Annotated in this window: 27 protein-coding genes and 1 tRNA gene; 20 read left to right on the top strand and 8 right to left on the bottom strand. The window is 62.8% G+C overall.

The features are described from left to right. Positions 1-20: 20 nt before the first annotated feature. Positions 21-323, bottom strand: coding sequence for a hypothetical protein (locus AC3DE2_RS17100; protein WP_488427170.1), 303 nt, complete (start codon positions 321-323; stop codon positions 21-23). Next, entirely contained in the window at positions 320-628 is a 309-nt protein-coding gene (locus AC3DE2_RS17095; protein WP_488427169.1) for a hypothetical protein, read from the bottom strand. Before AC3DE2_RS17095 ends, AC3DE2_RS17100 begins: the two co-directional genes overlap by 4 nt. A 368-nt stretch (positions 629-996) precedes the next feature. On the opposite strand from AC3DE2_RS17095, the gene tadA reads away from it, so the two are divergent. After that, the gene (tadA, locus tag AC3DE2_RS17090) at positions 997-1,476 is read left to right on the top strand and encodes a tRNA adenosine(34) deaminase TadA (RefSeq protein WP_488427168.1); all 480 of its coding nucleotides are present in this window, start codon (positions 997-999) and stop codon (positions 1,474-1,476) included. A 107-nt stretch (positions 1,477-1,583) separates the two neighbouring features. On the opposite strand, the gene AC3DE2_RS17085 is transcribed toward tadA, so the two are convergent. Continuing rightward, positions 1,584-2,048: a DUF2721 domain-containing protein gene (locus AC3DE2_RS17085; RefSeq protein ID WP_295375690.1), complete on the bottom strand. Its 465-nt coding sequence runs from the start codon at positions 2,046-2,048 to the stop codon at positions 1,584-1,586. A gap of 98 nt (positions 2,049-2,146) precedes the next feature. Here AC3DE2_RS17085 and orn point away from each other — a divergent pair, with 98 nt between their 5' ends. Then, entirely contained in the window at positions 2,147-2,707 is a 561-nt protein-coding gene (gene orn, locus AC3DE2_RS17080) for an oligoribonuclease (RefSeq protein WP_488427167.1), read from the top strand. Between the two features lie 131 nt (positions 2,708-2,838). Here the strand turns inward: orn and AC3DE2_RS17075 are convergent, their stop codons facing one another. Continuing rightward, entirely contained in the window at positions 2,839-3,789 is a 951-nt protein-coding gene (locus tag AC3DE2_RS17075; RefSeq protein ID WP_488427166.1) for a mechanosensitive ion channel family protein, read from the bottom strand. Positions 3,790-3,799: 10 nt separating this feature from the next. Beyond that, positions 3,800-6,172: a phosphoenolpyruvate synthase gene (gene ppsA, locus AC3DE2_RS17070; RefSeq protein ID WP_488427165.1), complete on the bottom strand. Its 2,373-nt coding sequence runs from the start codon at positions 6,170-6,172 to the stop codon at positions 3,800-3,802. Positions 6,173-6,322: 150 nt separating this feature from the next. Here ppsA and ppsR point away from each other — a divergent pair, with 150 nt between their 5' ends. Continuing rightward, positions 6,323-7,141, top strand: coding sequence for a posphoenolpyruvate synthetase regulatory kinase/phosphorylase PpsR (gene ppsR / locus AC3DE2_RS17065; protein WP_295378127.1), 819 nt, complete (start codon positions 6,323-6,325; stop codon positions 7,139-7,141). A gap of 118 nt (positions 7,142-7,259) precedes the next feature. Further along, complete coding sequence (locus AC3DE2_RS17060) at positions 7,260-7,748, top strand: DUF1249 domain-containing protein (RefSeq protein ID WP_488427164.1); 489 nt, start codon at positions 7,260-7,262, stop codon at positions 7,746-7,748. Between the two features lie 49 nt (positions 7,749-7,797). On the opposite strand, the gene AC3DE2_RS17055 is transcribed toward AC3DE2_RS17060, so the two are convergent. After that, complete coding sequence (locus AC3DE2_RS17055) at positions 7,798-8,031, bottom strand: hypothetical protein (protein WP_295378118.1); 234 nt, start codon at positions 8,029-8,031, stop codon at positions 7,798-7,800. 234 nt (positions 8,032-8,265) lie between these two features. Then, a tRNA-OTHER gene (locus AC3DE2_RS17050) sits at positions 8,266-8,334 on the bottom strand. Positions 8,335-8,494: 160 nt separating this feature from the next. Here AC3DE2_RS17050 and AC3DE2_RS17045 point away from each other — a divergent pair. The 14 genes from AC3DE2_RS17045 (at position 8,495) to AC3DE2_RS16980 (ending at position 18,946) form a co-directional block, all read left to right on the top strand. Then, positions 8,495-9,739, top strand: a complete 1,245-nt coding sequence (locus AC3DE2_RS17045) for a tyrosine-type recombinase/integrase (RefSeq protein ID WP_488427163.1) — start codon at positions 8,495-8,497, stop codon at positions 9,737-9,739. Between the two features lie 48 nt (positions 9,740-9,787). Continuing rightward, positions 9,788-10,147 carry a hypothetical protein gene (locus tag AC3DE2_RS17040; RefSeq protein WP_488427162.1) on the top strand — a complete coding sequence of 120 codons (360 nt, stop codon included), beginning with the start codon at positions 9,788-9,790 and terminating at the stop codon, positions 10,145-10,147. Then, entirely contained in the window at positions 10,144-10,662 is a 519-nt protein-coding gene (locus AC3DE2_RS17035) for a hypothetical protein (protein WP_488427161.1), read from the top strand. The genes AC3DE2_RS17040 and AC3DE2_RS17035 overlap by 4 nt, the downstream gene beginning before the upstream one ends. Positions 10,663-10,787: 125 nt before the next feature. After that, entirely contained in the window at positions 10,788-10,994 is a 207-nt protein-coding gene (locus tag AC3DE2_RS17030) for a helix-turn-helix transcriptional regulator (protein WP_488427160.1), read from the top strand. 280 nt (positions 10,995-11,274) lie between these two features. Further along, positions 11,275-11,505: a hypothetical protein gene (locus AC3DE2_RS17025; protein ID WP_488427159.1), complete on the top strand. Its 231-nt coding sequence runs from the start codon at positions 11,275-11,277 to the stop codon at positions 11,503-11,505. Positions 11,506-11,742: 237 nt separating this feature from the next. Then, entirely contained in the window at positions 11,743-12,723 is a 981-nt protein-coding gene (locus AC3DE2_RS17020; RefSeq protein WP_488427158.1) for an AAA family ATPase, read from the top strand. A 174-nt stretch (positions 12,724-12,897) separates the two neighbouring features. Continuing rightward, entirely contained in the window at positions 12,898-13,521 is a 624-nt protein-coding gene (locus tag AC3DE2_RS17015; RefSeq protein ID WP_488427157.1) for a hypothetical protein, read from the top strand. Between the two features lie 10 nt (positions 13,522-13,531). After that, positions 13,532-13,729: a hypothetical protein gene (locus AC3DE2_RS17010; RefSeq protein WP_488427156.1), complete on the top strand. Its 198-nt coding sequence runs from the start codon at positions 13,532-13,534 to the stop codon at positions 13,727-13,729. Beyond that, positions 13,726-14,373, top strand: a complete 648-nt coding sequence (locus tag AC3DE2_RS17005) for a hypothetical protein (RefSeq protein WP_488427155.1) — start codon at positions 13,726-13,728, stop codon at positions 14,371-14,373. The genes AC3DE2_RS17010 and AC3DE2_RS17005 overlap by 4 nt, the downstream gene beginning before the upstream one ends. Further along, a complete protein-coding gene (locus AC3DE2_RS17000; protein ID WP_488427154.1) occupies positions 14,370-14,786 on the top strand; it encodes a DUF5681 domain-containing protein in 417 nt (138 codons plus the stop codon). Before AC3DE2_RS17005 ends, AC3DE2_RS17000 begins: the two co-directional genes overlap by 4 nt. After that, positions 14,773-15,033, top strand: a complete 261-nt coding sequence (locus AC3DE2_RS16995; RefSeq protein ID WP_488427153.1) for a hypothetical protein — start codon at positions 14,773-14,775, stop codon at positions 15,031-15,033. The genes AC3DE2_RS17000 and AC3DE2_RS16995 overlap by 14 nt, the downstream gene beginning before the upstream one ends. Then, entirely contained in the window at positions 15,030-17,519 is a 2,490-nt protein-coding gene (locus AC3DE2_RS16990) for a hypothetical protein (protein WP_488427152.1), read from the top strand. The genes AC3DE2_RS16995 and AC3DE2_RS16990 overlap by 4 nt, the downstream gene beginning before the upstream one ends. A gap of 9 nt (positions 17,520-17,528) precedes the next feature. Further along, positions 17,529-18,143, top strand: coding sequence for a virion core protein, T7 gp14 family (locus AC3DE2_RS16985; protein WP_488427151.1), 615 nt, complete (start codon positions 17,529-17,531; stop codon positions 18,141-18,143). Between the two features lie 80 nt (positions 18,144-18,223). Beyond that, complete coding sequence (locus AC3DE2_RS16980; protein ID WP_488427150.1) at positions 18,224-18,946, top strand: hypothetical protein; 723 nt, start codon at positions 18,224-18,226, stop codon at positions 18,944-18,946. A 14-nt stretch (positions 18,947-18,960) separates the two neighbouring features. On the opposite strand, the gene AC3DE2_RS16975 is transcribed toward AC3DE2_RS16980, so the two are convergent. Next, entirely contained in the window at positions 18,961-19,572 is a 612-nt protein-coding gene (locus AC3DE2_RS16975; protein WP_488427149.1) for a hypothetical protein, read from the bottom strand. A gap of 215 nt (positions 19,573-19,787) precedes the next feature. On the opposite strand from AC3DE2_RS16975, the gene AC3DE2_RS16970 reads away from it, so the two are divergent. After that, positions 19,788-20,927: an ATP-binding protein gene (locus tag AC3DE2_RS16970; protein ID WP_488427148.1), complete on the top strand. Its 1,140-nt coding sequence runs from the start codon at positions 19,788-19,790 to the stop codon at positions 20,925-20,927. Positions 20,928-20,937: 10 nt separating this feature from the next. Then, complete coding sequence (locus AC3DE2_RS16965) at positions 20,938-21,249, top strand: STAS-like domain-containing protein (RefSeq protein WP_488427147.1); 312 nt, start codon at positions 20,938-20,940, stop codon at positions 21,247-21,249. Positions 21,250-21,427: the final 178 nt, after the last annotated feature.

Genomic DNA, 21,427 nt, shown 5'->3' with positions numbered 1-21,427 from the left:
GGGGAAAGGCGGCTGATCGCCTACACGGGAACCGATTCCCAGCACAGCCGGCAAACGCCGGGGCGACGTCGCAGACGACGCAGCCAATGGAGCAGTTCGCCATGACGATGGGCGGGGACATCGAGGTAGAGCACCCAGGGCACCTGCGTGCGGCGCCGACGGCAGGCATGCAGGCGCAGGCAGCGTCGATGGCTCGTCGAGCCCAACCAGCGGTCCATGATCGGCTGCAGATGGGGCTGGATGCTGAGGCTGACCCGTATCTGCCGGTATCCCCCCGCAGATGAGGGGGGCAGGCCGAAGGCGTCGGGGACAAGGGTCTTCATGTCGCCTCTCCCGTGCCTAGGACCGTTGTGCCGTCCTGCGCGGTCGAGGCCGGGGTCGACGACGATGGAGAAGCGGGGCGTCGGCGCAGCCGCCTGCGCGCGGCGAGCGGCAGGGCGAGATTGACCTGATGGCTGGATCCGACGGGCAGCCGTGCCAGGGTTTCGGCGATGAGTTGCGGCGGGCATTCGCCCAAGGAGCCGGCAAAGGCATCAACGCCATGCGCGATGAGCAGGCGCCGCAGGCGGCAGGTGCGCTGGAAGAAAATCGCCGCGCGCAGTGCGGCGTGGAAACGTGCATAGTCCATGACATGACCCCGGGGAACGCGCCCGCCGTGGCCTGTCAGGGTTCAGGCGGAGGATGGGGCGCGATGGATGGATGCGGAGATGGGGAGGCAAGGCGATTGACGAGGGCGTGGCTCAGGGTCCATGTCCGTGTCCTGGGTTCTGGAAGCTGCGATGATCGGCCGTGGATGCCGATGACGATGGGATGCCGCAAGTGGCGGAGAAATTATCGGTAGCGCGGGATCGCGAAAACAGCCTGCCTTGGCATCCGTGCCATGACTGTTGGTGTTCCCGTGCTATACACGGGGATAGGTGATCGTCCGCCCGCGTTGACGCTGGTGCGTGCCATCGCCCACGATGACGCTCCTTTCAGTCGCTGTTCCCGCCCGCCATGACAACGCCCGAAGACGACATCCGCTGGATGCAGCACGCGCTCGCACTGGCCGAGCGGGCGGAGCGCGAGGAGGACGAAATCCCGGTGGGCGCGGTGCTGGTTGGCGCCGACGGCGAGTTGCTGGGCGAAGGCTGGAACCGCAACCTGGCCGAACATGATCCCAGCGCGCACGCGGAAATCGTCGCGATGCGGCATGCCGGGAAGGCACGGGGCAATCATCGGCTGATCGGAACCACGCTGTACGTCACCCTCGAGCCATGCGCGATGTGCGCGATGGCGCTGGTGCACGCGCGGGTCGCGCGGGTGGTCTATGGCGCTTCCGATCCGAAGACCGGCGCCTGCGGCAGCGTGTTCGATTTGCTCGCCGATCCGCGTCACAACCATCGGGTCGAAGTGCAGGGCGGCGTGCTGGGGGACGAGGCGGGCCGCCGCCTGACCAATTACTTCCGCGCCAAGCGCGGGCGCCCGCTGCTGTAGAGCGGAGTCCGCTCCACGACCGCCGGCTTGCGGGAGATGGCGGTGTATCCGCAAGCAGAGCACCTTCCGCCCCGCATCCTGTCGATGGTCCCGACTGCGGCGGGCCGTTACGAACCGGCCGGGCGGCGCCGGGCGTGGCGGTGGTCCATTTCCTCGTTGATGGCGGTCACCGCCAGGGTGGATTCACGCGCCAGCAACAGGCTGGCGGCGAGCATCGCCAGGACCCCCACCGCGGCCAGCCAGGTGGGCAGGCTGCCGAGCCGGTGGTCGACGAAGGTGTCCACCGCCACCGCCAGGCTGGTGCCGACGAAACAGCTGATGGCCGCGTACAGCAGCTGGCCGGCGCGCAGGATGATCAGGCTGCGGCGGCGCTGCAGGCGGATGCGCATTTCGTAGAGCTGGCGCTCGTGCGCGTCCTCGATGTCGACCAGCTCGCGCAGCAGGGTCCGGGCACGGTCGATGATGCGGGCCAGGCGGTTGTTGGCCGACAGCAGCAGGGAGGCCGTCGCGGTCAGGAAGAACGCGGGGGCCAGCATCGCGGTCAGGACGGCGTAGTGCGCGAAATTGTTCATGGGCCGGTCGTGGTGGGCGTCTGCGTTATGATGACATCACGCGGATATCCCGCAACGCGCCGGAGATTTCCGGTTTCATCCTTCCGACGGACAGGTGCATGGCAGCCAGCAACGCGAACAACGACCGACTCATCTGGATCGACCTGGAAATGACCGGGTTGGATACGGGCCAGGACTCCATCCTGGAGATCGCCACGGTGGTCACCGATTCGCAGTTGAACGTGCTGGCCGAGGGGCCGGAACTGGCCATCGCCCATCCACTGGAGGCGCTGGAAGGCATGGACGACTGGAATCGCAACCAGCACCGCAAGTCCGGGCTGTGGCAGCGCGTCCTGGACAGCCAGGTGACGCTGGGGCAGGCCGAGGCCATGACCGTGGCCTTCCTGATCGAGTGGGTGCCGGCCAACGCCTCGCCGATGTGCGGCAATTCCATCTGCCAGGACCGGCGCTTCCTGCACCGCCTGATGCCCCGGCTGGAGAAGTATTTCCACTACCGGAATCTCGACGTCAGCACCCTGAAGGAACTGGCCCGGCGCTGGGCCCCGCCGGTACTGGAAGGCGTGCGCAAGCAGGCCGCGCACACCGCGCTCAGCGACGTGCGCGACTCGATCGAGGAACTGCGCCACTACCGCAGGCATCTGGCTGAACTGGCGGGCTGAGGCGGCGACCACCCGTCTTTTTCCATGCGGGAGCGACGTCAGTCGCGATCCGACAGATTTTCAGCGACCGACCGATCCTCGCCAGGTAGGCAATGGCGACTGACGTCGCTCCTACAGGATCGTGGGCAGGATCAGGGCGCGGGCGTCGCCGGCGGCGGCGCCACGTCACCATCGTCGGCGACGGCGCGGGTGATGAGCTGGGTCAGCGGGGTGCCGTCGGCGTTGTGGTGGTAGACGTGCAGGTCGCGCTGCGGATACGGGATGTTGAGGCCGTGGCCGATGATGTCGGTGCGCACGGCTTCGGTCAGCTGGCTGCGGGCGTCGCCGAAATCCTTGGTCTTCACCCATGCCTGCAGGGTCAGATCCACGCTGCTTTCGCTCAGCTTGCTGACCATGACCGCCGGCGCGGGATCGGCCAGCACCAGCGGATTGGCGTGGGCCAACGCCAGCAGGATGTCCTTGGCCTGCTTCAGGTCATCGTCGTAGCCCACACCGACCAGGATATCGATGCGGCGACGCGGCTTGGCGGTGAAATTGATGATCGGCGCGGTGGTGATCATGCTGTTGGGCAGCACGATCAGGCGGTTGTCGAAGGTGCGCAAGCGGGTCTGGAAGATGCGCACTTCCTCGATCACGCCCTCCAGGCCGGCGGCCTGCACGTGGTCGCCATCGCGGAACGGGCGCAACACGATCAGCATCACCCCCGAGGCGATGTTGGACAGCGAATCCTTGAGCGCCAGGCCCACGGCCAGGCCGGCGGCGCCGACCACCGCCAGCACCGAGGTGGTCGGCACGCCGATCTTCTGCAGCGCGGCGATCAGCACCACCACCATCATCACTGCGTAGCAGACATTGCGCAGGAAGCCGGCGAGGGTGGCTTCGACGCCACCCCGGGTCAGGGCGCGGTACACGATCCGGCTGATCCATTTGGACAGCCAGTAGCCCACCAGCACGATGGCGGCGGCGATGGCCCAGTTGGCGAGCACCGCCCCCCAGTCGATCGAACTCCAGTCGAACGCGCGGGGGGCGGAGGGCGTGGACGCCGCGGCGGGTGTCTTGGTCGGAAGGGTGATCAGGGCCATGCGGCCCGGATTATGACGCTTTTCGCTTTGCCAGACGCAGCCAGGTATCGACCACGGTGTCCGGATTCAGCGACACCGACTCGATGCCTTCCTGCATCAGCCATTCGGCCAGATCCGGGTGGTCGGAGGGACCCTGGCCGCAGATGCCGACGTACTTGCCCTTGGCGCGCGCGGTCTGGATGGCCATCGACAGCAGTTTCTTGACCGCCGGATTCCGCTCGTCGAACAGGTTGGCGACGATGCTGGAGTCGCGATCCAGGCCCAGGGTCAGCTGGGTCAGGTCGTTGGAGCCAATCGAGAAGCCGTCGAAGATGTCCAGGAACTCGTCGGCCAGCAGGGCATTCGAGGGAACCTCGCACATCATGATGATCTTGAGTCCGTTCTCGCCCTGCTTCAGGCCATGGCGGGCCAGCACCTCGACCACCTTGCGGCCTTCTTCCAGGGTGCGCACGAACGGAATCATCACCCACAGGTTGTCCAGGCCCATGTCGTCGCGGACCTTGCGCACCGCGCGGCATTCCAGCGCGAAGGCGGGTTCGAACGAGGGATCGACATAGCGGCTGGCGCCGCGGAAGCCGATCATCGGGTTCTCTTCGTGCGGTTCGTAGCGGGTGCCGCCGATCAGGTTGGCGTACTCGTTGGACTTGAAGTCCGACAGGCGCACGATGACCGGGTTGGGCGCGACCGAGGCGGTGATGGTGGCGATACCCTCGGCCAGGCGGTCGACGTAGAAGCTGACGGGATCGGCGTAGCCGGCCATCTTGGCGTCGATCTTGCGGCGGGTATCCAGGTCCTGGCGGTCGTATTCCAGCAGGGCCAGCGGATGCACGCCGATGTGGCTGGCGATGATCATTTCCAGGCGGGCCAGGCCGATGCCGGCGTTGGGCAACTGGCCGAAGTCGAACGCGCGCTCCGGGTTGGCCACGTTCATCATGATCTTCAGCGGCGCCGGCGGCATGTTGTCCAAGTCGGTCGTGGTGCGCTCGAAGGACAGGGCGCCGTCATAGATGAAACCGGTGTCGCCTTCGGCGCAACTGACCGTCACTTCGACGCCGTCGGCGATGCTGTCCAGCGCGTTGCCGGTGCCGACCACCGCCGGCACGCCGAGTTCGCGGGCGATGATCGCCGCGTGGCAGGTGCGGCCGCCGCGGTTGGTGACGATGGCCGAGGCACGCTTCATCACCGGTTCCCAATCCGGGTCGGTCATGTCGGCGACCAGCACGTCACCGGGCTGCACGCGGTTCATGTCGTCCAGCGAACGCACCACGCGGGCCACGCCGCTGCCGATCTTCTGGCCGATGGCGCGGCCTTCGGCGATCACTGCGCCGCGCTTCTCCAGCGCATAGCGCTCGATCTGGGTCGCCTTGGCGCGCGACTTCACGGTTTCCGGACGCGCCTGGACGATGAACAACTTGCCGCTGACGCCGTCCTTTGCCCACTCGATGTCCATCGGGCGGCCGTAATGCTGCTCGATGACCAGGGCCTGCTTGGACAGCTCCTGCACGTCGGCATCGCTGATAGAGAACCTGCCGCGCAGTTCCGTGGGCGTGTCCTCGTTGCGCACGCGCTCGCCCGGCTTGTCCGAATACACCATCCGAATCTGCTTGCTGCCCAGGGCGCGGCGCAGGATCGCCGGCTTGCCCTGCGCGAGCGTGGGCTTGTAGACGTAGAACTCGTCGGGATTCACCGCGCCCTGCACGACGTTCTCGCCCAGGCCATAGCTGGCGGTGACGAACACCACGTCGCGGAAACCGGATTCGGTGTCCAGGGTGAACAGCACGCCGGAAGAACCCACGTCCGAGCGCACCATCAGCTGCACGCCCGCCGACAGGAACACGTCCTCGTGCTTGAAGCCGTGGTGCACGCGGTAGGCGATGGCGCGGTCGTTGTACAGCGAGGCGAAGACTTCCTTCACCTTGTGGACCACGTCATCGGCACCGGTGACGTTGAGGAAGGTTTCCTGCTGGCCGGCGAAGCTAGCATCGGGCAGATCCTCGGCGGTGGCCGAGGAACGCACCGCCACCGCGACTTCTCCGCCGCCGTTTTCCGCGCACAGCTGCGCGTAGGCGGTACGGATGTCCTGGTCCAGGTCCGGCTGGAGCGGGGCGTCGATGACCCAGCCGCGGATTTCGCGACCGGCGGCGGTCAGCGCCGGCACGTCCTCGACGTCCAGGGTGGCGAGCTTGTCGAAGATCCGCTTGGACAGGTCGTTGTGGGCGATGAACGCCTTGAACGCCTCGGCGGTGGTCGCGTAACCGCCGGGGACGGAGACGCCCAGGCCGGCCAGGTGGCCGATCATTTCACCAAGCGAGGAGTTCTTGCCGCCGACGCGGGCAAGATCGGACAGGCGCAACGCATGCAGCCAGAGGATGTTCTCGTTCAAGCGTTAAGCTCCAAAGCTGACCGTGCGCCGCGCCGAGACCACCGGCCGGGCCGTGTCCGTGGGGAAAGAGGCGATATGATGCTATGCAATACCAATTGCAGACAAGCTTGATCTGAAGGGGGTTTCGTGGTGAATCCGGACCAGGGCGGCCTGGTGACCAGGCCGGTTTTCTATGTTTCCGACGGTACCGGCATCACCGCCGAAACCATCGGCCACAGCCTGCTGACCCAGTTCAGCGGGTTCCGCTTCCAGACCGACCGCATTTCCTTCGTGGATGACGAGGAAAAGGCGCGGGACGCGGCCGACCGCATCCGCCGCGCCGGGGTGGCCCTGGGCAGCCGGCCGATCGTGGTCAATTCCTGCGTGGACCCGGCGCTGAGCGTGCTGCTGGCCGAGAGCGGGGCGCTGATGCTGGACGTGTTCGCGCCGTTCATCGAGCCGCTGGAACGCGAATTGGGCACCCCCAGGCAGTCGCGGGTCGGCCAAGCGCACGGCCTGGTGGATTTCGAGACCTATCACCGCCGCATCAACGCGATGAACTTCGCGCTCACCCACGACGACGGCATCGCGCTGGAATACGAGGAGGCGGACGTCATCCTGGTCGCGGTCTCGCGCGCGGGCAAGACGCCGACCTGCGTCTACCTGGCGCTGCATTACGGCGTGCGCGCGGCCAACTATCCGCTGACCGACCAGGACCTGGAAACGGATCGGTTGCCGCCACGGCTGCGTCAGTACCGCCGCAAACTGTTCGGCCTGACCATCGATCCGGATCGCCTGCACCAGATCCGGCAGGAACGACGCCCCAATTCCCGCTACGCGCAGATGGAAACCTGCAAGCGCGAAGTCGCCGCGGCGGAGGCGATGTTCCAGGTCGAGCGCATTCCCACCCTCAGCACGACCAACAAGTCGATCGAGGAAATCTCCAGCAAGGTGCTGTCCACGCTGGGACTGCAGCGCGAGATGTTCTGAGGCAGGGAGGGGGCCGGAAGCGGCCAGGAAATCCCGTGACGGGAAACCTTAACTTAGGCTTCCCGGACGGTGCCGTCAATGCTGCCGCCGGCGCCGGCCAGCGTGTAGCATCGGACCCATGCAACCTCCCGCCACCGACCGCCAGGCCCGCATTCCCAAGCTCAGCCGCTTCGGCTGGCTGATGGCGCTGTATGCGGAAAACCATGCGCGGTTGATGCGCCTGTTCGCACCGGATCACCTGGGTGCCGGCACCTACATTTCCTCGGTCGGCGACGGCCTGGACGTACGCCTGGAAGTGATCGAGACCCACCGCTACACGGTCGAACTGCGGCTCACCTACGACCTGCGCGATCCGCTGACCGGCGAACCGGATCCATCCGCCTTCGTGCGCCTGTATCGCGACGCGCACCAGGCCGAGGCCACGCACTGCTACGTGGGCCGTCGCTGGCAGGACGTGATTGGCTTGTATCCGCCGCCGGCGGAAGTGATCAGCCATCGCATGCGGATGAATACCTTCCTCGGCAAATGGCTGGAATACCTGGCCGAGCAGGGACACGGCGTGGCGACACTGAAGGCCGTGGAGACGGCGGCGCTCGACGCAGCGTGACGATGAGGCCGATCATCCCGGCGTTCACCGGGATGATCGGGCAGGTTGCTCAGGGCAATGGCTGCGGGACGCATTGGGGCGACCAGATGTCGCGCGTGTAGCTGCGGACGCTTTGGGTATAAGTCTGTCCGTTATCCGTCTGATAGGTGTAGGTGGTAACGACGACGCGCGAACAAGGCATCGGCCCCGGGCCGAGAATCGTCGTGGTGGTGTTGATCAACATGTCTGCCTGCGCCAGAGGACTGGCAGCCAGCAGCAGGACGGCGAGCAATGGTTTCCACATGAGCGTTGGACTCCTGAGCGTTTCGGTGAAAACTCCGGACAACGGGTGAGTCAGGCTGGGGATAGTCGAACCTTGCTCCAGGCAGCCTGATCCGGAGCCGCCTCAGCACAGCATGCGGCTGCGATTCTTTTCAGTAGGAAAATACCGTGAAGAGCCGTGGGAAAATCCCTACGGCTGCTGGAGGCAAAAACAAACAGGGCCCGGTTTCCCGAGCCCTGTTTGCTTCAATCAAATTGGCGTCCCCACGGGGATTCGAACCCCGGTCGCCACCGTGAAAGGGTGGTAATTTGACTCCTCGGGTATCCGCTCCAGTTCGCGACTATCCGGCCGTATGCCTTGCTGTTGTTGACTTTTGCGTCCGCAGGTGTACGGTGGCGTCCTGAGGAGTTCGCCCCGGTATATTCCGGAAAACTCCGGAATTGAGGGCGTCGCTACCGTGGCAAGGAATCCCCGAGACCATCGTTTGGAGACCCGCGAGGCGCGACTGCGCCTGCAGCCGCGGAAGGAGCCTTATTGGCGCCAAATCGTGCCGGGGACCTTTCTGGGCTACTACCGGGGCAAGCGGGAGGCGGCCTGGATAGTCCGCCAGCGCGAGGGTGATGGGTACAGGCATCAGCGCATCGGTACCCCGGACGACCATGCCGCCGCAGACGGCCAGGTGGTCCTCAGTTACGCGCAGGCGGTGCCCCTGGCCACCACCCTGCAGGTCCAGGAGCGAGCGCCCAGGCCGCGGCACTACCGCGACGGGCTCACGCTGGACGCGGTGGTCACGGCGTACTTTGACGAGCACCTGGCCGGCAAGGGTTCGGAGACGGTCTCGCGTCAGTCCTGGGCGCGGCATGGGAGCGAGATTGGGGCGAAGCTGATCATGAGCCTGGATGCGCCGGCGCTGCGGAAGTGGCACAAGGGGCTGGCAATGAAGGCGCCGACCATCCGCGGCAAGGTCCAGCCCTTTGACCCGGCCGACCCGGAGCAGGTCCGCCGGCGCAAGGCCACGGCCAATCGCATCCTGACCATCGTGAAGGCAGCGCTCAATTACGCCTGGACCAATGACCGGCTACCGTCTGATTTGCCGACTTGGTGGGCCAAGGTGGCACCTTTCGAGTTGGGCGAAGACCCGCCCCCACGGATGCTGGAACGCGACGAAATCACCCGCCTGTTGAACGCCGCGCCCGTCGACCTGCGCGACCTGCTGACCGGCGCACTGATGACTGGCGGGCGCCGGGGAGAGTTGGTCGCGCTCCAGGTGCGCGACTACAGCCCGGACCACGGCACGGTACGCCTGTACCAGTCCAAGACGGGCAAGACGCTTCTTCAGCCCCTGACGCCTGAGGGCGCGGCGTTCTTTGACCGGGTGACGGCCGGGAAGGCGCCGACAGACGCCATCTTCACCCGGGCGGACGGCCGGGGATGGAGTCGGGATGACGTCACCAAGCCCATGGCCGCCGCGGTTGAGGCCGCCAAGCTGGAAGGCGTGAGCTTCAAGACCACGCGCGCGACCTACGGGAAGCTGCTGCTGGTGGCGACCAAGGACATTGAGATGGTGGCCCGGGCGCTCGGGCACAGCGATAGCCGCATTACGCGTAAGCACTACGCACAGTATTTGCCGAATGAGGTAGCCCAGGCTGTAGCCAAGATGCCGCGCTTGGGGGTCTTCACCGGCGACAACGTTTCCCGAATCTCGGGAAAGAAGTGGCACGCCGAGTGATTGAGGCACTCGGCGCGCCTTCCACAACCGTCAATTGAGGTGACGATCATGGCAAGCGAAATCGTACAGCAGTCCGGCTATACCCAAGGCGACATCCTGGGAAACCTTCACGCGGCCAATGGCGCAGAAGCAGCCGTTTGGTCGAACAATCGCAGCAACCGCACGAGGAACGGAATTATGGAAAATTGCGTCTATGTTCTTCCCCCCAATGGTGAGCTCGTTTTTCCCGGGAGCAAAGAGCACGAACTCCTAGCTGCCGCGCAAGGGCTAACCCGGTCTCAGCAGCGCAAGTTGCTGACATCCGCCCAGATGTTGCTTTCAGGTGAGCTCCGCGCGGCACAGATTCTGGGGTGGACCGACCAGCAGCGGCGTGAGTTCGTCGAAGGTCTGCCAGAGAGCATTGATTGAAAGTCGAGCGCCTTTCCCTAGGGATTTCGCGTCAGGATATGGAGTCCTCGAAAGAGACTCCAGACGAGCCACGCGCGCGCCAGCAGCATGAGGCCAACGTGGCGCTGCACTATCTGCTGGGGAGTGTGAGCCTCGTAGTTAGTGGGGACCTCTCAATTTCCGGTCTCAAGGACGAATTGCGAGTCTTGTTGCAAGGTGCGGGCGATTATGGCGACGAAGTGTGGAAGGAGGCCGAGCGACTTCTTTCCGATATCCAGGAAGGTTCACGTCGTCGTGGCAGGCCTAAAATTCATGGGGATTCGACCCGCTTTCGGGTTTGCATGCTCGTGCGCCACTTCTATGGCCTTGGCGTTAGCGCAGATAGTCGCGGTTCGGATGACGAGATCGCACCAATTTTTCATGCAGCGGCTACTCACATAAACAGCCACGGCCTGGGGCCGTTCTCTGCAGGAATGGTGAAAGGCATATGGGACAAAGCCAGGAAGGAAGGCTACTTCATGGCTAAGCTCACATAGCAGGGATTTTTACTCCCGTGCGCTCCCCCACCGCACCCCCGGAAGATTGACCCATCTAGCGTCCGCCCGGTTCGCTAGATGGGTGAGGCCAATCCCGGCGCACCCGAGCAATTGAGGGTGCGTCGATGCAAATCTCAAACCTTCCGCTGCGCGAGGAATGGCTCCGCGCGAAAGAGGTCCTGGCCGTACTACCTATCGGTAAGACGGCCTTTTACGCCGGCATCAAAGACGGCCTGTACCCGGCCCCGACCAAGTTCGGCACCGCCAGCCGCTGGCGGCGACAGGACATCCAGAAGATTCTGGATGAGGGTGCGCCCCGGGTGGCCGCATGAGGCCCGCCTACGATGCCCAAGCCCTTACCGGTCCGGAGAGGTTCGCCCAGAAAAGCGAAAGCCGCGGGGGCAACCGCGGCTCTCTGAGGACTGCTGTCGAGCAAGGTCCGTCTCAACAGGCTAGCGCGGCGCCTGGCGAATCACAAGAGGTGCAGGCGATTGTCCGGTGTCGACCAGGGGCTGTCCGCTGGTTCAACCTGCAGCAACGCCACATCACCTCTCAGGGCCCCACGGCAATGGCTGCCGCGCTCGCCGAGGCCTTCGGCAAGGCGGGTGGGAGATGAGTGATTCCGCAATTTCGTCAGGACAGCTCCAAGAGGTAAACCATCTCCTGGAGGTTCTTTATCAGAGCTTGGGCGAGCTCACGAAGATTGCTGATTTCCTGATTGCTGTGAATGGTGCCGTCTTGCAAGGGCGGCCGCTTACTAGCGATGAGGTTACGCGTCTTCACTTGGCAGCTGCGCGCTTGGAGGCGATGGATCTTGCTGTCGCTCCGGAGCAGCAGCCATGAGGCCGGCCCGCTACTCCCAGTCCGAGTTGCGCGCGCGGATGCGTGTCCTTGATGGACAAACCGGAAACGTAGGTAAGCCAAGGACCACAAAGGCGGCATTGAAGGTCCTGGAGGAAGAGGCCTACATCGTGCTGCAGGCCGCGCGCCAGCTAGGCGCTGGTGTGGCCTTTGGCGAGAAAGAGAGGGCTCGTCTGCGAGTGGCTCAACTGCGTCTGAGTGATGCGTGTCGGGAGATCTATGGCCGCGCGTGACGCCATCTTGCATGTTCCGGGATTCGATGAGCCCATCGAGCCGAGCACGCCAATTCTCTGTTTGCCCTTGGACGTGTTCATGGGCGTCGACTTCCCGCCCAGACGTGAGTTGCTAGCCCCTTGGTTGTTGAGTAGCTCTATCAACATGCTCACGGCATACCGAGGCGTCGGTAAGACTTGGGCCTCCCTCTCTATTGCCTTGGCCGTGGCCAGTGGAGGTCAGTTCCTTCGCTGGCGTGCCAAAGAACCGGCAAGGGTGCTCTACATCGATGGCGAAATGCCAGCCACCCAACTGCAAGGGCGTATCCGAACACTTCTGCCCATGTTTCCGCAGTTCAATCATGACAATTTCAGCCTTATCACGCCTGACATTCAGGAATGCGCGCTCCCCGACCTAGGTGATTTGAAAGGGCAAGCTGATATCACGCCTTGGACAGACAAGGCTGATCTCATCTTCGTGGACAATCTCTCGGCTTTAGTTCGCACGGGCGTTGAGAACGAGGCCGAATCCTGGACCGTAGTGGCTACATGGGCGCTGCGCATGCGCCGAGAAGGGCGGTCCGTGATGTTTGTCCACCATGCTGGAAAGAACGGGCAGCAGCGAGGCACTAGCAAACGAGAAGACCTGCTGGACACCAGCATCGTATTGACACGACCAGAAGACGCTCAGAACGGCGCCTGCTTCACTTGGGAATGGAGCAAGGCTCGAGGCCTGCACGGCAATGACCTGGACCCTCTACAGGCAGAGCTAATAACGAACGGACACGGACATCTTTCGTGGTCCTGCCGGTCCGCCGGTGACATTCGCCTGGATCAGGTGCGCCTCTTGGTCGGCGAAGGATTGACGACCAACCAAATCGCCGCGGACCTCGGCATTTCACGCTCAGCGGCCGGTCGGCTCGCCAAGCGAGCCCGGGAGACCTCTCAGGCATCCCAGCGCTACGAGGAAGAAAGCCGTGGATTCTGACCAGAAAAACCGGGGCGTCCCAGCGTCCCACCCCTTAAGGGGTGGTGGGACGTGGGACGGCAGCCATCCCGGCGTCCCGATGGGTTGGTGGGATGACGTGGGACGAATGGGAAGTGATGGAACACCTCATGAGCAACTGCCTGCAAACAACAACCAAGAACAGGAGAAGTACAGATGAATAGCTTTGCAAAACTCTTCCGCAAGACCCCGCCTACCGTCGAGGAGGCCGAGAGCGCTCTGGCGGCGGCACAGGCCGAGTACGACCAAGCCACGGCCGACGTCAACGAGGCGCTGGCCAGCTTCGGCGACCGGCTGGCCCAGACCGGCGATGGAGAAGCCCGGAAACAACTCGGTGCGGAACTGGAGGCTAAGCGTCGTGCCCAGGAACGCGCCTATGCCGTCCGGGAGTCCGTCGAGGGGCGCCTACGCGCCGCCAGGCAAGCCGAGGAGCGCTCTTTCCTGACCCAGCAGTGGGACGCCTGCGAGACCGCGCTGGCGGCCCGTGACGACGCACTGGCCCGCGTGCAGTCGCTGGCTGAGAAGCTGGCCGCGGCCATCACCGAGGCGGACGAGAAGGGCGTGGCGGTATGGAACGCCATCCCGGACGCGCTGAAGGGAAAGCACTGGCAGACCCAGCTTCCGGCGTTCACCAACAACATGCCCGCCGTCTTGGTCGAATTGGACGTGGCACACCGCCCGATGGACCCGACTTCCGACCGCAAGACGTTGCATCAGCAGGCGCAGGAATCGACGCGCGAGCTCCTGGCCTTGCGCAATCCCGCCAAGCTGGCGGCTTAAGGAGAACGACATGGCAGACCGCTACTACTCCGGCAATCTCGGCGCCGACCTCCCGCTGGATGTCACCGAAAGCGCCACCGCAACGCCCGCCGCCTTCGTGGACGTGCGGGTCACCTACACGGCCACCGGCGCGAACAAGCTCGAAGTGGCCAAGCTCCTGGACGCGGTGAAGAACCGCATCCTGGAAAGGAACTGGCCGCCCGTATGAGTATCGAGACCGTGCCGCCGCCAGTGGATGCACCCGCGTCACCGCTGGTCTTGGAAACGCCGTCGGTGGCAGGGGAGACCGTCACCGCGAGCACCGACGCCACTCCGACTTGGCCGGATTGGGCGCCTCCGCTGCCGGAGAACCTGGGCGAGCAACTGCGTCCAAACCGGCCGCCCACGTTCGAAGAGACCGTGGGCGCCATCGACACGCCGGCGCACTCGCCGCATGACTACCTGTTTCCGCCTCTGCAGGTGAAGGACGCGGACGGCATGCCAGATGGCGCCGAGATGCAAGCCATCGCCGGCATTCGGTCCGTCCTCTGGCACTCCGGCCTGCCCAAGGTGGAGGGGGATGGTTTGATGCAAGCCATCGCCGACGAGTCGGGGCGCCTGGGCGAACACATGGACCAGGCGGCGTTCGAGATGCACGAGCGCCAGTCTGACGCGGCCCTGCGCGGCATCTGGGGCGATCGTTACGACGAGTTGCGCGGGAAGCTGGAGGACCTGTTCGACGACCTGGGGCGCAAGACGCCGGGCGGCATCGAGCCGCTGCTGGAGGCCAATTGGCACGTGCTCATTTCGCCGCTGGTGATGAACCGCTTGCTGCAGCACGTGGACCGCCTGGAGCATCGGAGGCGCAAGTGAGCCGGTTTCAACCAGGCCAGAGTGGCAATCCGGACGGGCGGAAGAAGGGGACGCGCAACAAGACCAGCGCCGCGCTGGACGGGCTCATTCCGGAGGAGTCGCGCAAGGTCATTGTGGAGAAGCTGCTGGAGAAGGCGAAGGCTGGTGACGTCACCGCCGCCACCGCCATCCTGGACCGCTGCTGGCCACGCCTACGGCCAGAGGCACGCGCCATCCCCATCAATCTGGGCGACGCGGCCACGTTGGCTCAGAAGGCCGAGGCGGTCGTTGATTCCATCGCAGCAGGAGCGCTGCCGGCGGATATCGGAGGCGACATCCTGCGCGCCCTGGCGGCGATTGCGGAGCTGCACAAACTCAACGAGCTGGAACGGCGCTTGACGGCGCTGGAAGGAGACGAGAATGAAAAACCTTGAACCCCTGTTCCGGCGTGTGGAGCGCTTGGAGGAACAGCATCGAACGAAGACCGCCGACGCTCAACGCCGCAGCTTTGGCATCAGTCCGGTAGTGAACTTCTCCCGCAGCCCGGAAGAGGCCGCAGATTTCGAGCGCCGTGTCGCTGAGTGTCCGCCACATCTGCGTCCGCGGAACATCCTGCACGTGAAGATTTGGCCGGGTTCCTGGCGGCTGGCCAAGGCCAAGCCCGAGGAGACCAACCCGTGAGCAAGTCCACATGCCATCTGCTCATCGAGCAGGCGGCTGGCCGCTCCTTTACTGAACGCGAGGTGCGCACCCTCATCAAGCGCATGGACCGTCGAGCGGCACGCATCCGTGAGCGAGATCCGGCACTGGCATACAACGACTCCCTTGCGCGAGCGGCGCAAGAGTTCGCAGAGGAGGCGGAGCTACAGGCGGTGCTGAGGCAGCGCAATGTGCTGGTGGACCAGAATCGCCGGGAGGATGCCGTGGAGTACCTGCACGGCGTCTGGAAAGACGACCCCGGCCAAGGCTTGAAGGCACTCCTTGTGGGCACGCAGGATGCGCGCAAGGGCAGCCGGCAGAGCATCGGCACCAACATGAATGCCATGACCGACCAGATGTTGGGCGGCCTCATTGCCGATGTGGCCAAAGTCGACGATGCGGCCATGAAGGCGTTTTCCAGCGGCATGGAGGACGAAGGCGTTGCCCGGGTGCTCTGGGCCTTGTCCAACGATGAAGACGTGAGCCCATTCTCCGACTTGGCGGTCGGCATCGCCAAAGCCGTGCGCAAATGGCAGGAGTACAGCCGGGTGTTGGCCAACGACGCCGGTGCGTGGATTGGCAAGACGAAGGGCTACATCGTCACCACCTTCCACGACAGTCACCGCATCGCGCGGGACAGGGAGGGCTGGATGGCGGCGGCACACACCCATTTCGACCTGCAACGGATGGCCGACGAAATGGAAGTGGACATGTCAGAGATGCAGAACATGCTGTCCGGCATCTGGCAGGACTTCGCCGATGGCGTCCACATGAAACTGTGGCAGCCGCCCAAGCAGGGCCCCAAGCCCTGGGGCAACCGGGACGCCGGCCAGGACGTGTCCTGGGAGCGCGTCATCCACTTCAAGAGCGCCGACAGCTGGACGGCCTACAACCAGCGCTTCGGGGCTGGAAACCTTCGCGAGGCGGCTATCTGGGGCCTGCGGCAGCGAGCCCGAGCCACGGCGCTCCTGCAGGCTCTGGGGCCGCACTACGAAGCCAACTACGATCGGCTGGGCAAGGACATGCTAGCCCGGCTCAAGCGCAGCAAGGCGCCACCGGCGACCATCAGCCAGTTTCAACGAGACCTGGACCGCTACAAGCGTGTGTACCTGGCCGAGTTGGATGGCAGCCTGGACGCACCGGCCAATGACACGCTGGCCACCGTGAGCGGGACGATTCGCGCCATCCAGTCCATGAGCAGCCTGGGCAGCTCCACGCTGTCTTCGGTGTCGGACCTGGGCGTGATGGCCCTGGGCGCCAAGTACAACGGTCTGAATGCCTTCCAGTTCGTCCTAAGGGGCATCGGGCAATTGTTCGAGGGGATTCCCAGTGCCGAGCGGCTGGAACTGCAGGCCGACCTCGGGCTGGCGCTGAACTCCCTGACCGGGAAGCTGGCGCATGGGCGCTTCACGCCGGAGGACGATGTCCGCGGCCAGATAGGCGCCCTGCAGCACAAGTTCTTCACCTGGAACCTTCAGAACCGGTGGACGGACGCTTTCCGGGAGTCCATCGCCGAAATGCTCTCGGCGAATCTGGCTCGTCGGGTCGCGGACGGCTGGGACGCTTTGCCGGAACGCCTACGCACCACGTTGGGCTTGTATGGTTTGGACGCCGACCGCTGGGACCTGGTGCGCCAGGCGGAACTGGGCGAGGTAGAAGGCACAAAATTCCTGTCCCCCCGTGCCATCGACGGACTCTCCGATGAATCGCTCAAGGCGTATCTGGCGTCCCAGGAGCGCGGCACCAGCGCGGCGGCGGTAAAGGGGCTACGCCGCGACCTGCAGCGCCAACTGCGCGCGTACTACGCGGACCAGCGCGACTACATGATGCTGACGCCCGACGCTGGAACGCTGGGCCTGATGAAGCAGGGAACCCGAAAGGGCACCGGCCTGGGTGAGGCGGTTCGCTTCATCATGCAGTTCAAGTCTTTTCCCTTGGCCTACACTCAGAAAATCATCGGCCGTGAGTTGGCGCAGGGCGGAATCGCGGGCATCGCCCAGATGCTGGCGCTCACCACCATCACCGGCTACGCGGCCATGGCGCTCAAGGACGCCAGCCGGCTAAAGACGCAGCGCGACCCGTTGGACTTCCGCACGATCATGGCAGCGCTCCAGCAAGGTGGAGGACTGGGCCTCTACAGCGACGTGCTGTTCTCACAGATGTTGGACCGCCGATTCAAGGACGCCGCTATCTCTCTCCTGGGCCCCACCGCGTCGGACGTGAATGCCGCCTTCGGCATCATCGCCCGGGCCGCACAAGGAAAGGACGCTGGAGCGGCCTCGCTGAGATTTGTTCAGGACAACACGCCGCTGCTCAACCTCTTCTATACCAAGGTGGCCTTGGACTACCTAGTCTTCTATCAGCTCCAGGAATGGCTCAATCCGGGGAGCCTGGGGCGCATGGAGCACGAAATGCAGCAACGTACGGGGCAATCCTTCATTGCTCCGCCCTCTCAATTCGTCGACTAGGAGTTCACTATGGCTTGGGCACAGATGGTTCAGGGCATTTTCAATGGCGTGACGCAGCTCATTCAGGGCCGGCAGCAGGCTAACGAACTGCGCACGCAGGCGGACATCGAACAGTTCAACATCGATAACCAGCGCCTCAATGCGCAGCGCGTAGCCACCCAGACCAGTGCTCGCGAGGAGCAGATTCGCAGGCAGGCGCGGGTGGCTCTCGGCGCTCAGCGTGCTGCCATCGCCCAGTCCGGGACAGGGATGGGCGGGACCAATGCCGCGGTCATGGCCCAGTCCACCGCCAACGCAGAGCTGGACGCCCTCAACGTTCGCTATGCGGGAGAGCTGGACCGCCTCGGAATCCAGAACGATATCCTGATGCGAACCTTCAACAAGCAGGTCCTCCGTAAAGGCGCGAAGACCGCTATGCGCTTGCGTTGGCACAACGCTGGCGCGGCAGTGTTCGGTGCCGCGACCGCCAACGGACAGCCCAGTCCAGGGCCGACCGGCGGCTATGGGCAGGGCAGCGTGTACAGCTTCGGCAACAACCTGGACAACTTCCAGAGCATGCCGGGCGGGGCAGGGCTGGCGACGCCGTATCGAGGGTTGTCGCAGTACTCGCTCGTCAAACGCTGAGCGTTGCCTGCTTGAACTAATGGTCGGTAAGGAGAAAAATACGCCCTGGGGATGCTGAGTGATTAGCTTAAGGAGAGGCTATGGGGAAGTTTCTTTCTAGAATCGGACTGGCGCTTACGGCACTGTACGGGCTGCTGCTTTGGTTCATCTTCAATGGGCGGCTGACCGAAATACTCATCATGGCCCCGAACAATATCGGCGATTTGCTCGCCGGCGTGTTCGGGCCCCTGGCAATCCTGTGGCTCATTCTCGGCTATTTTCAGCAGGGGATTGAGTTGCGACAAAACACGGAAGCGCTGAGGCTTCAGGCTGAAGAGCTAAAGAAAAGTACGGATGCTCTGGAGTTGCAAGTAGAGGAAATGCGTCGTTCAGCGGAGCAGCAAACGCGTATGGCGCAGCTGGCAGCCGAGCAACTAGAGATGCAGAATTCTAAGAGTAAGCGGGAGGCTGCTGAAAAGGCTGCGTCTGTCTCCCCAAGATTTGAGGTCGTTAACGAACAGAAGTTCGCTCCAACGGCACCGGGAATCGGTCAGGTCGAAATCGTCAATAGTGGGGCAGGCGTAGTCGTCACCGGCGTCAAATCGAGCTTTAGGCGAGATATATTGCCAAAAATCACTGATTGGAAGACGGGAGCTGTCTTTAGGTTTGTCCCCTTTAGGGAAGATCGCCCGGCTAACTTGCCTGTTTCGATCTCCATTAGATTCACGCAGTCAAATGGCCTGTCCAAGCGACTCGTCATTTCGATGGATGACATGGGGTCGGGGAGGTTCACCACCGCGGAACTTCGCGTTGAAGAGGACTAAAAAGCTGGCTTGAGTCAGGCTAAAGACATGAATGCTCGCGCTGCGAGAAAGGCTCCTGCAGCAAATGCACTGCAGCTGACTATCCAAGCGGAAAGTGCGCCGATGTGGGCGGATACTGCAGTGCGCTTTTTCCACCTGATCTCGTCCTGCTGGTAGCCCCATTGACTCAGATAAGTCAGTCCACTGGTCAGTACTGCAGCGACTACTCCGGTAACGAATGCGGTTATGGATGGGATAAATCCTGGGATTGCGGATACATTTGAGGACGAAACGAAGTGACCAAACAGCGCCAGGATGGCAACGGACGCGCCACCATTTATCCAGAGAATGTCCTTTCGGGCGATGGTGCCCGCAGCAATGGTTGACCTAAATGCCTCTAGCGCTGATTCATGATTTAACGCCTGAGTAGATAGTGCGGCTGCATGGTCAGCTTTGTAGATTTCAATTTCCAGTTGGCCGAGGATGTTTTTTCTTGCTAGTTCCGTTTCTGGATCATGGCGGTCAGGGAGCGCTAGTAGTTCATCAAGAACTTGCAGCAGGATATCGAGCTGCATCGATTGAGAGCCATCATCCTTCGCCTTTGCAACGGTGTCACGTAGAACCTGTAGTCCATCACGGCTATCCATATGACATCCTTTAAATTTCGAGTTGGCTAAATATTAAAGGGAAGGTCTTTTTGGAGCGGGACTTGGCATACCCTTTCCTAGCTTCCCTGAAGGTTAGTAAGCCGTATATCACACTCGGATATTTGCACTAGACGCCACTGATATGAGCACCGGCGGCGCAGGCTGCGCTGACCGATGGAGTCGTCTACAATCGACCATCGGGGGCAAGGAAGGCCATGAGCGGGAAGCAGTCGCCTGGTGGGCGTTGGCAGCAAATGCGCGTCGTAGCACGTCGTGAACAGCGACGATTGGCCCGTCGTGGCCGTCGATATCATGGGGTCGACATCGACGAATTGCTCGCCAAGCACTATCCGGTGCCGAATCCGGCCTACAAGCCGGCCAAGCGGACAAAGGTCCGTGGCCGGATCATGCTAGATATGCCAGCGTGTCTGGATTGCATTACAGATGCCGATTGGTCGGAGTTGGCCCGTATCCTGGCAACGATACGCCACGAAGCGCTCAGGGGTTCCCATAGGCGCATTGTCCTGAATTTCTTTGAGGTCAAGTCCATGGCGCCGGAAGCGGCTGTCGCACTGGTGGCTGAGATTCAGCGATGCCGGGCGTTCAGTGATCCCCGGACCGTCATAACTGGTACATATCCTCAGTCGCATGATGTAGCCGCGCTCCTTTGCGACGTCGGATTCTTCAAGGCCCTCCAGGTGAGGGAACCGGCGCGCCCAAAGACCTTTACGCCTCGGACCTACGTACAAATCAGTCGTAAGAACGCAAATATTCCCAGCATTGCTGACGACCTCTTGGAGTGCTTCGAGCAGGTTTTTGACTTTGACCCCGCTGACCGGAAGCGTCTATACGTGGCGTTACAGGAGTCGATCGACAATGTTTTTGAGCACGCTTATCCGGCGGACTCAAAGGCTCCCCATTTCATAAAGGAATGGTGGCTGTTGGGTTACGCTGACCGTGACCTTGGGACAATCAGCTTCACGTTCTATGACCAAGGTGCCGGCATCCCAGCAACCATTAAGGGCCGACAACCGGATAGAATAAGGGCTGCCCTGGCCAGATGGACAGACGGTCATTGGATTAGACGGGCTATTGAACGTGGAGTGTCTCGCCACAATTCTAAGCGCCGCGGCCATGGGCTTCAGAGGCTTCGAGAGTTCGTCAATGAAATTGACGTGGAAGGTTCATTACGAGTTGTGGCAAATCGCGGCTTAACTAAGTTCACGCGAGATGGTGGATCGGTGGTTGGGACGATCACGGAGGAACTAAATGGAACGCTTGTTGTCTGGCAACTCTGTGGTATCGACGTCACCGTCCCAAATGAGTTCGATGGAGACATCCAAAATGCTGCCTAGCATTCGCTACATGGTTGCTAAGCAATTCTCCCGTACTCCAGGAGGGCGAAAGCGAGCGAATGGCGAATACTCCGGTGAGGAGTTTCGTGAGGATGTTGCGCGCGTATTGTTGGAGAAGCATTCGTTTGTAGTGTTTGATCTGTCCGGTAGCGCAGGCTACTCATCAGGCTTCCTCGATGAAGCTTTCGGTGGGCTTGTGCAGTACTTCACAGCGGATGATCTAAGGAAGCGCATGGATATTGAAGCCTCGGACGATCCTGGCGCGGTAGAGACCGCTTGGGCAAGAATTGAGGACGCTGCACGCGAAGCCGCACTTCACTGACGGGGTAAAAGTATGGCAGACGGAGGAACTCCGCTATGGCTTACTCTTGCCCTTCAAGCTGCAACGCTTGCTGGTACCCACTTTCTTACGCGAAGCCGTGAAAAGACTAAGCGGCAGGATGACATCTTGCGTGAGTGGCGAAAAAGTCAGCAAGATTTGCTCCGAGACTGTGTGGACC

The sequence above is a fragment of the Pseudoxanthomonas sp. 68-E7 genome (genome assembly GCF_057773145.1).
Note: the sequence above shows the minus strand (reverse complement) of the source record. Positions and strands in the feature narration are given on the sequence as shown.

Bases quoted from the DNA above. Each gene is read 5' to 3' on its own strand.
- AC3DE2_RS17100 (WP_488427170.1), bottom strand. From the start codon at position 323: ATGAAGACCCTTGTCCCCGACGCCTTCGGCCTGCCCCCCTCATCTGCG.
- AC3DE2_RS17095 (WP_488427169.1), bottom strand. From the start codon at position 628: ATGGACTATGCACGTTTCCACGCCGCACTGCGCGCGGCGATTTTCTTC.
- tadA (WP_488427168.1), top strand. From the start codon at position 997: ATGACAACGCCCGAAGACGACATCCGCTGGATGCAGCACGCGCTCGCA.
- AC3DE2_RS17085 (WP_295375690.1), bottom strand. From the start codon at position 2,048: ATGAACAATTTCGCGCACTACGCCGTCCTGACCGCGATGCTGGCCCCC.
- orn (WP_488427167.1), top strand. From the start codon at position 2,147: ATGGCAGCCAGCAACGCGAACAACGACCGACTCATCTGGATCGACCTG.
- AC3DE2_RS17075 (WP_488427166.1), bottom strand. From the start codon at position 3,789: ATGGCCCTGATCACCCTTCCGACCAAGACACCCGCCGCGGCGTCCACG.
- AC3DE2_RS17060 (WP_488427164.1), top strand. From the start codon at position 7,260: ATGCAACCTCCCGCCACCGACCGCCAGGCCCGCATTCCCAAGCTCAGC.
- AC3DE2_RS17055 (WP_295378118.1), bottom strand. From the start codon at position 8,031: ATGTGGAAACCATTGCTCGCCGTCCTGCTGCTGGCTGCCAGTCCTCTG.
- AC3DE2_RS17040 (WP_488427162.1), top strand. From the start codon at position 9,788: ATGGCAAGCGAAATCGTACAGCAGTCCGGCTATACCCAAGGCGACATC.
- AC3DE2_RS17030 (WP_488427160.1), top strand. From the start codon at position 10,788: ATGCAAATCTCAAACCTTCCGCTGCGCGAGGAATGGCTCCGCGCGAAA.
- AC3DE2_RS17025 (WP_488427159.1), top strand. From the start codon at position 11,275: ATGAGTGATTCCGCAATTTCGTCAGGACAGCTCCAAGAGGTAAACCAT.
- AC3DE2_RS17020 (WP_488427158.1), top strand. From the start codon at position 11,743: ATGGCCGCGCGTGACGCCATCTTGCATGTTCCGGGATTCGATGAGCCC.
- AC3DE2_RS17015 (WP_488427157.1), top strand. From the start codon at position 12,898: ATGAATAGCTTTGCAAAACTCTTCCGCAAGACCCCGCCTACCGTCGAG.
- AC3DE2_RS17010 (WP_488427156.1), top strand. From the start codon at position 13,532: ATGGCAGACCGCTACTACTCCGGCAATCTCGGCGCCGACCTCCCGCTG.
- AC3DE2_RS17005 (WP_488427155.1), top strand. From the start codon at position 13,726: ATGAGTATCGAGACCGTGCCGCCGCCAGTGGATGCACCCGCGTCACCG.
- AC3DE2_RS16995 (WP_488427153.1), top strand. From the start codon at position 14,773: ATGAAAAACCTTGAACCCCTGTTCCGGCGTGTGGAGCGCTTGGAGGAA.
- AC3DE2_RS16985 (WP_488427151.1), top strand. From the start codon at position 17,529: ATGGCTTGGGCACAGATGGTTCAGGGCATTTTCAATGGCGTGACGCAG.
- AC3DE2_RS16980 (WP_488427150.1), top strand. From the start codon at position 18,224: ATGGGGAAGTTTCTTTCTAGAATCGGACTGGCGCTTACGGCACTGTAC.
- AC3DE2_RS16975 (WP_488427149.1), bottom strand. From the start codon at position 19,572: ATGGATAGCCGTGATGGACTACAGGTTCTACGTGACACCGTTGCAAAG.
- AC3DE2_RS16970 (WP_488427148.1), top strand. From the start codon at position 19,788: ATGAGCGGGAAGCAGTCGCCTGGTGGGCGTTGGCAGCAAATGCGCGTC.
- AC3DE2_RS16965 (WP_488427147.1), top strand. From the start codon at position 20,938: ATGGTTGCTAAGCAATTCTCCCGTACTCCAGGAGGGCGAAAGCGAGCG.